This is a genomic window from Propioniciclava sp. (assembly GCF_036744435.1).
Lineage (GTDB): Bacteria > Actinomycetota > Actinomycetes > Propionibacteriales > Propionibacteriaceae > Propioniciclava.
The window spans coordinates 1-12,321 of sequence record NZ_DAIOIA010000091.1 but is presented as its reverse complement, the minus strand read 5'-3'; the positions used below and the strand labels follow the sequence as shown (position 1 = coordinate 12,321).

At 71.9% G+C, this 12,321-nt stretch carries 9 protein-coding genes and 1 pseudogene; 8 read left to right on the top strand and 2 right to left on the bottom strand.

All coding sequences use genetic code 11. The features are described 5' to 3' along the window. Positions 1 to 51: 51 nt before the first annotated feature. Positions 52 to 699: an MBL fold metallo-hydrolase gene (locus V7E09_RS11300; RefSeq protein WP_324510600.1), complete on the bottom strand. Its 648-nt coding sequence runs from the start codon at positions 697 to 699 to the stop codon at positions 52 to 54. 74 nt (positions 700 to 773) lie between these two features. On the opposite strand from V7E09_RS11300, the gene argE reads away from it, so the two are divergent. From argE to V7E09_RS11275, 5 genes are all read left to right on the top strand, one after another. Then, positions 774 to 1,943 carry an acetylornithine deacetylase gene (gene argE / locus V7E09_RS11295; RefSeq protein ID WP_324510599.1) on the top strand — a complete coding sequence of 390 codons (1,170 nt, stop codon included), beginning with the start codon at positions 774 to 776 and terminating at the stop codon, positions 1,941 to 1,943. A gap of 92 nt (positions 1,944 to 2,035) precedes the next feature. Then, positions 2,036 to 2,881: an ABC transporter ATP-binding protein gene (locus tag V7E09_RS11290; RefSeq protein ID WP_324510598.1), complete on the top strand. Its 846-nt coding sequence runs from the start codon at positions 2,036 to 2,038 to the stop codon at positions 2,879 to 2,881. Between the two features lie 80 nt (positions 2,882 to 2,961). Beyond that, positions 2,962 to 3,933: an iron-siderophore ABC transporter substrate-binding protein gene (locus tag V7E09_RS11285; protein ID WP_324510597.1), complete on the top strand. Its 972-nt coding sequence runs from the start codon at positions 2,962 to 2,964 to the stop codon at positions 3,931 to 3,933. A gap of 83 nt (positions 3,934 to 4,016) precedes the next feature. Beyond that, positions 4,017 to 6,020 (top strand): iron ABC transporter permease, encoded by a 2,004-nt coding sequence (locus V7E09_RS11280; protein WP_324523402.1) that lies wholly within the window; start codon positions 4,017 to 4,019, stop codon positions 6,018 to 6,020. Then, positions 6,017 to 6,859, top strand: coding sequence for a siderophore-interacting protein (locus tag V7E09_RS11275; protein ID WP_324510595.1), 843 nt, complete (start codon positions 6,017 to 6,019; stop codon positions 6,857 to 6,859). The genes V7E09_RS11280 and V7E09_RS11275 overlap by 4 nt, the downstream gene beginning before the upstream one ends. A 50-nt stretch (positions 6,860 to 6,909) precedes the next feature. Here the strand turns inward: V7E09_RS11275 and pknB are convergent, their stop codons facing one another. Continuing rightward, entirely contained in the window at positions 6,910 to 8,904 is a 1,995-nt protein-coding gene (pknB, locus tag V7E09_RS11270) for a Stk1 family PASTA domain-containing Ser/Thr kinase (RefSeq protein ID WP_324510594.1), read from the bottom strand. A gap of 74 nt (positions 8,905 to 8,978) precedes the next feature. Here pknB and V7E09_RS11265 point away from each other — a divergent pair, with 74 nt between their 5' ends. From V7E09_RS11265 to V7E09_RS11255, 3 genes and pseudogenes are all read left to right on the top strand, one after another. After that, positions 8,979 to 9,794 (top strand): thiamine phosphate synthase, encoded by an 816-nt coding sequence (locus tag V7E09_RS11265; protein WP_324523401.1) that lies wholly within the window; start codon positions 8,979 to 8,981, stop codon positions 9,792 to 9,794. Then, positions 9,791 to 11,410 carry a murein biosynthesis integral membrane protein MurJ gene (gene murJ, locus V7E09_RS11260; RefSeq protein WP_324510592.1) on the top strand — a complete coding sequence of 540 codons (1,620 nt, stop codon included), beginning with the start codon at positions 9,791 to 9,793 and terminating at the stop codon, positions 11,408 to 11,410. The genes V7E09_RS11265 and murJ overlap by 4 nt, the downstream gene beginning before the upstream one ends. Positions 11,411 to 11,497: 87 nt before the next feature. Further along, positions 11,498 to 12,321 (top strand): annotated as a pseudogene (locus V7E09_RS11255) (glycoside hydrolase family 32 protein); the annotation flags it as partial.

Sequence of the window (12,321 nt, the reverse complement as noted above, 5' to 3'; positions counted from 1 at the left end):
TCTCCCTCCTCGTCAACCAGCCAGTGTTACCAACGTCCCGGCCGAGTACAGCTAGTGCGCCGGTGTCCAGGGGCGGCCGTCCCGTAGGTCATGGACCTGCGTCGGCGTCATGGCGTTGTAGCGGGAGTACGCGAGCGCCCAGCCGCGCTCCGAGAGCAGCCCCTCGTGGATCGGGAAGCCCTCGGGGGCGCCCAGCTCGCGCAGGAAGTCGATGTGCTCCTTCAACGCGGCCCAGGGGCCCATGATCGGCACGGCAACCACGTCGACGCCCGCGACGATCGTGTCGAGGGCGTCGCCGGGATGGAAGAAGGTGGGCTCGCCGTCGGCGCTGAGCACGAGGCCGGTGTTGGCGATGCGGGGGATGTCGCGGTGGATGATCGCGTGTTGCCCGCCCACGGCCGCGACGTGGACGCCAGCCACGTCGAACTCGTCGCCGGGGACCAGCGCCCGGGCCCGTCCGCCCAGATCGACTGCGTCGATGACGCTGGCCTCCACCGCGACGACGGCGTCCGCGTTGGCCGCCAGCAGCGCCGCGATGCGCTCGGGGTCGATGTGGTCGGGGTGGTGATGCGTCACCAGGACGGCGTCCAGGCCGGTGAGTCCGTGCCACGCGGTGCTGAAGTTGCCCGGATCGATGAGGATGCGGGCGCCCGCCGCCTCGACGAGCACGGCCGCGTGACCCAGGTGCGTGAGCTGCATGCCGACCACCCTACGCGGTGCTTGTGGCGTGGTCAGGCGTGAATGCGGTTCCGTCGCGGTGGTAGGAAAGAGGCATGAGCACACCGTCGCCTGAGGTCTTGACCTGGCTGGAGAAGCTGATCGCGATCGACACCACGAGCCGGGGCAGCAACCTGCCCTTGATCGACCTCGTGGCCGACCACGCCCGGAGCCTCGGACTGGAGCCGCACCTGTTCCCGACCCCCGACGGTCTGAAGGCGAACCTGCTCATCACCGTTCCGGCCGCAGACGGCACCGTCACTGGCGGCATCGCGCTCAGCGGGCACAGCGACGTCGTCCCCACCGACGGGCAGGCGTGGACGTCGGACCCCTACACGCTCACCGAGCGAGACGGCCTGCTGTATGGGCGCGGCGTCACCGACATGAAGGGCTTCGACGCCGTCGCGGTCAACGCGCTCACCGCGCTGGTCGCCCAGCCGCTGCGCACCCCCGTCCACGTGGCCCTGACCTACGACGAGGAGATCGGCTGCGTGGGCGCCCAGCCGCTGGTCGACTCGCTGCAGGGCCTGGGGGTCCTGCCCGAGGTGGTGTTCGTGGGCGAACCCACGTCGATGCGCATGATCCGGGCCCACAAGTCGATCAACCTGGTGCAGGTGTCCTTCACCGGGGTCCCGGCCCACAGTTCCCTGACCGCCTCCGGCGTGAACGCCATCGAGTACGCCGCCTTGCTGGTGCGCTACTGGCGCGACCAAGCCGACGCGTGGCGCACCGAGGGACCCTACGATGAGGCCTACCCGCTGGCCTACACCACCGGGTCGGTCAACTTGTTCTCGGGCGGCAACGGCGTCAACATCGTCCCGGAGACCGCCAGCGTGACGCTGGAGTTCCGCTCCATCGCCGAAACCGACGACCGGGCCGTCCTGGACGCCGTCGTCGCCTACTGCCACGAGCTCGAAGCGCAGATGCAGGCCGAGCATCCCCAGGCGAAGGTCGACGTCACCATCGTCGCCGAGACCGTCGGCCTCGACACGCCCGCCGACGCTCCGGCCGTGCTGCTGGGCACCGAGCTGGGCCTGGAGGTCCAGCCCGACAAGGTCACCTACGGCACCGAGGCGGGCATCTTCGCCGGGGGCGGGATGTCGGCGGTGGTGTGCGGCCCCGGCGACATCGCCCAAGCGCACAAGCCGGACGAGTTCATCGACCCGGATCAGCTCGCGCAGTGCGAAGCGTTTGTGGCGCGCCTGGTGGCTCACGCACGCGCCTGAGGGGTGCACCCCGGCGTCGACCGCCGCGGGGTGACCATTTACGCAAGCAGCGAGGTTGCAAAATACGCTAAGGCTTGCCTAACCTTGACGCCGTGACGCACCCATCCGGTTCCAGCCTCCGCGCCGCCGACGTCGAACTCGGCTACGGATCGCTGTGCGTCGTGAAGGGGGCCTCCCTCAGCGTCACGGCCGGGCGCGTCCTGGCCCTCGTCGGCCCGAACGGGTCCGGTAAGTCGACGCTGCTGCGCGGCATGGCCCGGCTGCACGACCTGTCGGCGGGCCGCCTGGAACTCACGAACCGCGACGCGGCCCCGATCGACGCCGCCGCCCTGACGGCCAAGGAGTTCGCCACCCAGCTGGCGATGCTGACCCAGCAGCGCCCCACCCCGGTAGGCATGACCGTCGCCGAGGTAGTCGCTCTGGGGCGTCACCCCCACAAGACGCGCTGGCTCGGCACGGACGCCGACGGTCCCACCGCCATCGCCCGCGCCCTCGACCTGGCCCACATCGCCGACCTGGCGCAGCGTCCCGTCGACGAGCTCTCCGGGGGGCAGCTCCAACGCGTCTGGCTGGCCAGCTGCCTGGCGCAACGCACCACGGTGCTCCTGCTGGACGAGCCCACCAACCATCTCGACCTGCGTCACCAGGCCGACCTGCTCGACCTCATCCGGGGACTGGCGGACGACCACGGCGTCGCCGTGGGGGTGGTGCTGCACGACCTCAACCACGCGGCCGTCGTCGCCGACGACGTCGCCCTGCTCGTTGACGGCCAGATCGTCGCCTCGGGCACGCCGAGAGAGGTGCTCACCGAGGCGCGGCTCAGCCACGCCTACGGCGTCCCGATCGAGGTCCGCGAGAACCAGGGCGTCCTGCAGGTCAGGCCGCTGCCCCGATGTCTGGACCGTCACCGTCACACCCCCCAGGCCCTGATCGCCTGAGCCGAGCCGAGCCGCGCTAGCTGTTCGACGCCCGGCCTGCAACCCCGCAGGCCGGCCCCCATCACGTGAGGAACCACCACATGTCCGTGTCCCGCCGCGCCCTTATGGGGCTCGCCCTGGCCGCACCGGTGCTCGCCGCCTGCGGCACCACCGAGGCCGCCCGCACCGCCGCCCCGACCGGATCCGCGACCTCGGGGGGCAGCATCAGGCTCACCGACTCCCGCGGCGTCACCGTCACCCTCGCGCAGCCGGCCACCAAGGTCGTCACTCTGGAATGGGGGCCCACCGAAGACGTGCTCGCCCTGGGCGTCACTCCGGTCGCGGTCGCCGACCCGACGAACTTCACCGCCTGGAACAGCGCCGTCACGCTGCCCGCCGGAACCCCCGACGTCGGACTGCGCACCGAGCCCAGCCTGGAGTCGATCGCCAAGGCCGAGCCGGACCTGATCCTCGGCGTCACCGGCTCGATCCCCGAGGCGGCGATCGCCCAGGTCGAGAAGATCGCGCCCGTCTTCCTCCTCCAGGCGGCCGACGCGTCCCGCCAGATCGATCTGATGCGTGAGAACTTCACCACCACGGCCCGGCTGCTCGGCAAGGAGTCCGCGGCCACGCCGATCCTCGCGGCGTTCGATGCCAAGGTCGCCGAGGGCACCCAGAAGCTCGCCGGGGTCACGTCGCCCTACATCTTCACCTACATCAGCGTGACCGGGGCCACCGCGAGCCTGCGGATGCACAGCGATGGGTCCCTGCCCGGCGCCGTCGCCAAGGCCGTCGGGCTCACCAACGCCTGGACCGACGCCGGGGACGCCTCCTGGGGGCTTGGTTCCCTCGACCTGGAGGGGCTGACCACGTTCCCCGCCGACACCACCGTCCTGTACTGGGCGAACGCGTCCGACGACCCGATCGGCGCCCTGCAGGGCAACGCCTTGTGGGAAGGGCTCCCCTTCGTCCAGGCGGGACGCGTCAAGCCCGCCGCCGACCGGATCTGGATCTACGGCGGCCCCTCGTCGATGATCCAGTGGATCGACGATCTGGTCGCGAAGCTCGCGTGAGTCCAGCAGCTACCGCACCCACCGCGTCAGGGCCGGCGCTTCAGCGGTGGGGCGGGCGCCTGCCCACGGTGTTCGTCGTGGGCATGGCGTTGGTCGTCGGCCTGTCCCTGGTTCATCTGACCCAGGGCAGCGCCGACGTCCGCGCCGCCGACCTGCTCGCATGGCTGGTCGGCGACGCATCGCGGGAGACCGGCGCTGTCGTCGTCGCCTCCCGCATCCCCCGTCTCGGCGCGGCCCTCATCGTGGGGGCCGCGCTGGGAGCGTCCGGCGCCGCACTGCAAGCCGTGGCCCGCAACCCGCTGGCCTCCCCGGACACCCTCGCCGTCAACGCGGGCGCCTATCTGGCGCTCACCCTCGTGGCCGCTTTCGGCGTCAGTACCGGCGTGCTCGGCGGGGCGGTCGTCGCGCTCCTGGGCGGTCTCGCGGCCGCCGGGCTGGCCTTCGTGCTCACCGGAGGCGGCGGATCTACCGTCCGGCTCATCCTGGGTGGTTCGGTCCTCACCCTGGCACTCTCCTCGATCACCTCCGCGCTGCTCATCGTGTTCAGCCAGCAGACCCAAGGGCTGTTCGCCTGGGGATCGGGATCCCTGAGCCAGTCGCAGCCCGATGCGGTCGGGCAGGCGGCCGTGCTCATCGCCCTCGCCCTGGCGGCCATGGTCGCCCTCGGCGGTCGGCTCGACCTGCTCCAACTCGGCGACGACCAGGCCCGGGCCCTCGGCGTCCACGTGCTCCGCAGCCGCCTGGCGGCGATCCTGGTCGCCGTCTTCCTGGCGGCCGTGTCGGTCGCCCTGGCCGGGCCGCTCGGCTTCGTCGGGCTGTGCGCCCCCGCCCTGATGAGACTGCTGTCGGCGCGTGTGCCCGGCCTGCACCGTCACCGTCCCCTCGTGTTGGCCTCCGCGCTCACCGGAGCGCTGTTGGTGCTGCTCTCCGACGTCTCCCTCCGTGCAGCCATCGGGGCCGCCGACGCCGCCCAGATCCCCACCGGAGTCCTCACCACGCTGCTGGGATCCGCCTTCCTCGTCGCGCTCTCCCAGGGCATGCGGACCGGACGCAGCGACGCCACCGCCGTTCTCATCGCCGGGGGACGCCTCGCCCGCTGGTCGGCCCCTCTCACGTTCGCGGCGGTGCTCGTGCTGTGCGCGGCCAGCGTGCTCGCCCTGCTCGCCGGCGACGGCTGGCTGCTGCTCGGCGACGTCGGCAACTGGCTGGCCCAGAACGCCTCCGGGCGGATCACGTTCGTGCTGGACGCCCGCTGGCCGCGGGTGCTGGCGGCGGTGCTTGCGGGCGGGGCGCTCGCCCTCGCCGGGACCCTCACGCAGGCCGTCACCCGCAACGCGTTGGCCGATCCGGGCCTGCTCGGCATCTCCGCCGGGGCCGGCGTGGGCGCGCTCGTGGTCATCATCGGCAGTTCGCGCGCGGGGATCAACCTGCCCACCAGCGCGGTCACCGTCGGTGCCCTGCTCGGCGCCCTCCTCGCGGGCGCGCTGCTGTTCACGCTCTCCGCCCGCGGCGGCTTCGACCCGACCCGGCTCGTGCTGGTGGGACTCGGCCTCGCTGCCGGGGCGTCCGCCCTGTCCACCCTGCTGGTGGTCAGCACCGACCCGTGGAACCAGTCTCGCGCCATCACCTGGCTCGGCGGCTCCACCTACGGCACCGCGGCCGAGAGCCTGCCGCCCGTCGCCGTGCTCCTCGCCCTGATCGGGATCGGGGTCTACGCCGGACGCCGCGAACTCGACCTGGTCCAGCTCGACTCCGACACCCCGCGCCTGCTGGGCGTCCAGCATGGACGCGTCCGCGGGCTCGCCCTCCTGGGGGCAGTGCTGCTCGCCGGCGCGGCGACCGCCGCCGTGGGGGTCATCGGGTTCGTCGGGCTCGTCGCCCCGCACCTGGCTCGGCTGCTGGTCGGCCCCGAGCATCGCCGGATGGCGGCCCTGGCCGTCGTTCTCGGAGGCCTGCTGGTGCTGGCCGCCGACACGCTGGGACGCAGTGTCCTGGCACCTGCCCAGTTGCCGGTAGGACTCGTGTGCGCCCTCGTGGGCGCACCCCTGTTCTGGTGGCTCATGTACGCCCAACGAGGAGACCGATGAACCCGTACCGCCTCTACGCCCTGCGGCTGTCTGCCCGTCGTGAGGTCTCGCCGAGCTTCGTGCGGATTACGCTGCGCGGCGACGACCTGGCCACCTGCAGCGACATCCTGCTTGACCAGCGCGTCAAACTGCTCGTCGGTTCGCCCGAAGGGCTGGCCGAGGTCGGCGCCAGCGTCGAGGACTGGTACCCGGCCTGGCAGGACATCGCCGACGAACGGCGTCCTGCCATGCGCACCTACACCCTCGTCGCCGTCCGGCCCGGCAGCGATGGCTCCGGCGAGGTCGACATCGACGTGGCGATTCACCCCACCGACGGTGCCGCCCCCGGCATGGATTTCGCGGCCACCGCCCCGCTGGGGACGCCTGCAGCGCTGGTCGCCGCGGAGGTCGGCCGCGACGGCTATGAGGATGTCGGCGTCGCCTGGCATCCCGGCGACGCCACCGAGGTGCTGCTCGCCGGCGACGAGACCGCGCTGCCCGCCATCGCCAACATCGCAGGCACCCTCGGCCCTGGCGTCCGAGGCCGGATCGTCCTCGAGGTGCCGCACCCCGAGGACACCCGCACGATTGCGGCCCCCGACGGTGTCGTGGTGGAGTGGCGGATCCGGGAGCGCGGCGAGCGTGCGGTCGGGTTGTTCGGAGGCCGCGAGGAGACCGACGTGACCGACGATGGCGATCTGCTGTGGGACGAGGCGCGCGGCGCAGCGGGCTGGTACGGCTGGATCGCCGGGGAAGCGGGCTGGGTCCGTGAACTGCGAGCCGAGGCCCGCACCGCAGGCATCCCGCGCGGCCAGATCTCCTTCATGGGGTACTGGAAGCGCGGCGCCGTCGGCGCCTGAGAGCGGCCTGGCCTGCGCCCCGCACGTCGCTTGGCGCGGGCCGCCGGGTCTCAGTAGCCCTTGATCGTCACCGTCGTGCCTTGGGCGACCACCGTGCCCTCGCCCGGCTCGACGGTGAACACCCGGTAGCCGGCGTCGCGGTCGATGGGCTCCATGCCGTTGACCAACGGCTGGAAACTCGGCACCAGTCCCGCCTTGCGAATCTCCGCCTCGGCGTCGTCGCGCTTCATGCCACGCAGCCCACTGGGAACGGCCACCATGACCGGACCCTTGGAGATCACGAGGGTCACCGTGTCGCCGCGGTGCAGGTCGCCGGAGGAGGGGTTCTGGGAGATCACCGACCCCTTCGCGACCGTGTCGTGGTTGGCCTCACTGGTGGTCAGGGTGATCTTGTTGGTCTGCGCCCAGGACTGGGCGTCGCTGAGCTTCTTCCCGGTGAAGTCGACCATGTCCACCGGCGCCGGGCCGTCGGAGACCACCAAGGCGATCGCGGCAGCGCGCTTGACCTGCGTGTCGGGTTTCGTGTCCTGGGACATGACGACGTTGGCGGCCACGGTGTCGCTGTGCTCCCGCGACACGTTGCCCACCGCCAGGGAGGTCCCCTCGATCTGCGCTGTCGCCTCGTCCAGGGTCGTGCCCACCACGTTCGGAACGGCGAACCGCTCAGGTCCGCGCGACACCCATGCGTTCAGGACGCCGTCGCGCAGCATGCGGGCGCCCGCGGCCGGATCGGTGCGGATCACCTCGCCCGCCGGGATGTCCTCGGAATACTCCCGCTCGAACACCACCGATACCTCGGCCGCCTGCGCGGCGGCTTGGGCGTCGGTCTGGGTCAGGCGGATCAGGGTGGGCGCGCTCGTGTAGCGGCCCTCCAGGAGATACCAGCCGCCCCAGGTGAGGCCGGCGACCAGTGCCAGTACGGCCACCAGGGCGGTGATCCGGGCCCACCGCGGACGCGGCCGACGTGGCTGGTCTTTCACCGCGGGCAGCGTCGAGGTGTGGGGGGAGTCCGCCGAATAGGGGGAGGGCCCGTTGCGGTAGAACGGCGCCCCATCCGCGGAGACGTCGAAGGCGGGGGAGACGGGGGTCACGGGCGTGAACTGCCGCTCCGCGCCCATCCGCGGCATGCCGGAGTTCCCGGCGGACGGGGCAGCGCCGTGGGTCTGGCGCACCAGCGCGGAGAGTTCGGGGTCGTCCAGGACGCCGCGGGCCATGGCGTCGCGGACGGCGCGGAGATGGCTCAGCAGCACGCCCGCGTCCACGGGGCGGTTGTCCCGTTCGCGGTTGGCCGCTGTCGTCACCAGTGCGTCCAGGTAGGGGGGGATGCCGCCGCGGCCGTCCCGCCACGTCGTGGAGACCTCCAGGGAGGGCGCCGTGATCTGGTTGTGCACGTGGCTGTAGGCCACCTGGATCGGGCTGTCGCCGGTGTGCGGCTTGCGCCCGGTCAGCAGTTCGTAGAGCACGATCCCGAGCGAGTAGACGTCGGAGCGCGCGTCGGCGTGCCCCTTGGTCACCAGCTCCGGGGCGATGTAGCTGACCGTGCCGATGACGAGCCCCTGGGTGGAGGCCGACGTGTGCGCGGTGACGGCGCGCGCCAGCCCGAAGTCGGCCACCTTGACCTGTCCCCGGTCGGAGATCAGCACGTTCTCGGGCTTGATGTCGCGGTGGATCAACCCGGCGGTGTGCGCGGCGGCCAGCGCCGCGGCCACCGGCTCGATCAGCTCGATGGCCCGCCGGGGGTCCATCGGGGCCTCGCGGGTGATCAGCTGACGCAGCGTGAACCCCTGCACGTACTCCATCACGATGTAGGGACGCCCGGCATCGGTGCCCTGGTCGAAGACCGCCACGACGTTCGGGTGAGACAGGTGCGCGGCGGCGCGCGCTTCGGCGTCGAAGCGTGAGGTGAAGTCGGTGGTGTCGCCCAGCCCCTCGTTCATCACCTTGATGGCGACGGTCCGCGACAGCCGGATGTCGTGCGCGACGTACACCGTGGCCATGCCCCCGCGGGCAAGCTTCTTGACGACCTGATACCGGTCGTCAATCACGTGGCCGATCAGGCCACCACTGCGTTCAGTCGTCAACACATCTCTCCGCGGCATGGTCGGGGAAGAGGGAAGGCATGCCGGGCCTGAAGCCGAGTGTAGGCAAGGCACGCGGCAGCCCCGGGCGCGACCCGCCGCAATTGTGGCAGGCTGAGCGGGTGACCGCGCTACTGGGGATCGCCTCCCGACTGAAGCTGGCTCGCCTGATCCAGATCGTGCCCGCCGGGTCGGCGCGGGTGCCTCTGCTGGCGCCGGCGGGCTTCGCCGGCGGCGCCGACATCGTCCTGCTCGACGAGACGCAGGCCGAGGCGAACCCGGCCGCAGCCGCGTCGATGACGCTCGTGCGCGCCGCTGCGCAGGAGACCCAGGGGCTGACGGGGTACCTGGGGCGTCCCGGACGCGAGGCGGGCCGCGGGGCCGACGTGGTCTGCCTGTCCGAGGACGACCACGATCCGGCGCGCGCCCGGGCCCTGCTGGGTCGCTGGACGCAGATCGGGCGTCGCTGCAACACCGCCGCCGAGATCGACGCCGCCCTGGCCGACCCCGAGGTCGGCTTCCTGCTCGTCGGGCCCGGGCGCGAGCATCTGCTGCATGCCGCAGACGTGGCGCCGCCGAGCGACCCTGCCGCGACGCCGTGGTTCGCCGTCGGGGGCATCACGCAGGCGAGCCTGGACGCCGTCCTGCGCACGGGAGCGCGTCGCGTCGCGGTCGGGGGCGCCATCATCGATGCGTCCGATCCGGAGGCGGCCGCCCGCGGCTTCAAGGAGCGGTTGCGCGCGGCGTGGAACGCCGACCCCGCCATGGAGGCGGTCACCATGGCCGCGTTCGCGCCCGGCCCCGGGCTCTCCTTCGCCCCCGATCCCGGCCCGGCCGCCACGGAGCTTCGCCCGTGACCCAGGCCCGCCCCTCCGGGCTGGGCAGGGCCGCGACGCTGATGGCGTCCGGGTCCCTGGTGTCCCGGGCGCTCGGGATCGTGCGCAACGCCCTGCTGGGGGTGTGCATCGGTGGCATGGGGGCGGTCTCGGACGCCTTCCAGACCGCCAACACCCTGCCCAACACCATCTTCATGCTGCTGCAGTCGGGCGTCCTGACCGCCGTGCTCATGCCCCAGCTCACCCGGGCGTTGCGCCGGGAGGGCGACGGCAAGGCGATGACGGACGCGTTGCTGACCGCCATCTTTGCGCTGGTCGGGGTCGTCACCGTCGTGGCGATGGCGTGCGCCGATCCGCTGGTGACGCTGATGGGATTGCGCGGTCCCGCCCATGCCCTCGGCGTCGCGTTCGCCTACTGGTGCCTGCCGCAGATCTTCTTCTACGCCCTGTACGCCGTACTGAGTCAGGTGCTCAACGTGCGGGATCGGTTCGGGCTGGTGATGTGGACGCCCGCGTTCGCCAACCTGGTCCAGATCGCCGGGATGGGAGTGTTCCTGGCGCTGTTCACGCGGGGAGCGCCGCCACAGGAGTGGTCGCCGCTGATGGTGGGCGTTCTGGCCGGGAGCGCGACGCTCGGCATCGTGGTGCAGGCGCTGCCGCTCGCGTTCGCGCTGCCCCGCGCCGGCTACCGCTGGCGGCCCACCTGGCGGCTGCGCGGGTACGGGTTCCGGGCTGCGGGCAAGGTCGCCGTCTGGATGGGTGTGGCCGTGGTGATCGCCCAACTCGGGGGCGTGGCCACCCAGGCGGCCATCAATGTGGTGGCGGGTCGGGCGCGGGCTGCGGGGGAGATCGTCGCCGGGCTGTTCGTGTATCAGCAGGCGTTCACGATCTTCATGGTTCCGCACGGGGTCATCACGGTCTCCATCCTCACGGCCCTGCTGCCGCGCATGACCCGTGCCGTACAGGAGGGGGACGTCGGGGCGCTCCGCGGCGATCTGGATCGGGGGCTGGCGCTGCCCCTGGTCACGATGGTGCCGATCTCGGCCCTGCTCGTGGCCTTGGCGCTGCCCGCCAGCCGGATCCTGAACCCGTGGCTCGACCTCGCCTCCGTCGAGGCGATCGCCAGCGCGTTCGCCGTGATGAGCGTCGGGCTGGTCGCCTACGCGGTGGTGGGGCTGCAGCAGCGCTACTCCACCGCGCGGGAGGACGGCCGGACCTATCTGGTCTTCCAGGGGATCGTCACCGTGATCCAGGTGGTCTTCGCCGCGGCGATCCTCGCCCTCGCACCCGGCTGGGGGGTCACGATGGTCGCGGTGGGGCAGACGGTCAGCAACGGCGTCGCTGCGCTCGTCTTCCTCGTCGTCGCCCAGCGTCAGACCGGCGGCCTGCCCCTGCGTCGGCTGGCGGGCCTGACGGCGCGGCTGCTCGGCGCTGCGGTTCCTGCGGGCCTGGCCGCCTTCGGCCTGCTGCACGTGGTGATCGGGTGGCTCGGCCTGGGCATCGTCGGCTCCCTGGTGGCCCTTGCTCTGGGCGCTCTGGGCTTCGGGCTGGTGTTCCTCGGGCTGGCTGCGTTGCTGCGCATCCACCAGGTGACCGACGCGGTCCGCGGGGGAGTGCGCCGCCTGCGTCGGTCCTGATCGCGGGGCGCGGCGCCGGACGCTTCTGTCCAGCGTTGGACAGGTCGGCTAGCGTGGGGTCCCAGGCGACGAGAAGAGGGGCTGCGCGTGATTCCACACCCAACGGCGGGAACCGACTTGAGGGCCCGCGCCGAGGCCGCGATCGCCGGCTCCCGCGCGCAGGAGGATCCGGACTATCCGCTGTTCCACGTCGCGCCCCCGGTCGGACGCCTGAATGATCCGAACGGCCTGGTGCTGCGCGACGGCGTCCACCACGTCTTCTATCAGTTCTCGCCCTTCCACCCGCAGCGGCAGGTCTTCTGGGGGCACGCCAGTTCGGCCGACCTCACCTCGTGGCGTCAGCACGGCGTCGCACTGGTCCCCGACGCCTGGTACGACCGCAACGGGGTCTACTCCGGCAGCGCCCTCCCGCGAGAAGACGGGGTGGACTTCTACTACACCGGCAACGTCCGCAGTGAGCAGGGCGAGCGGGAGAGCTACCAGTGCCTGATGACCAGCTCGGATCTGGAGACGTTCACCAAGGCGCCAGCCAACCCCCTCCTGGCCGGCCCGCCGCCCGGCTACACGGCCCACCTCCGCGACCCTCAGGTCGCGATCGAGGCGGACGGCAGCTACCGCATGTGTGTAGGGGCCCAGCGCGTCGACGAGACCGGCTGCGTCCTGGTGTACCGCTCCTCCGACCGACTCTCCTGGACGCTGGCGGGGGAGCTGGCCTTTCCGGACGCGGCGGGCGGGTTCGACGCTTTTGGGTACATGTGGGAGTGTCCCAACCTGATCCGCGTCCCCGACGCCGACGGCGTCCGCGTCCATGATGTGCTGATCCTCAGCCCCCAAGGCATCCCCGCCCAGCGTGAGGGCTTCGAGAACATCTTCGCGTGCGGTTACCTCGTGGGGCATCTCGAGGGGACGGC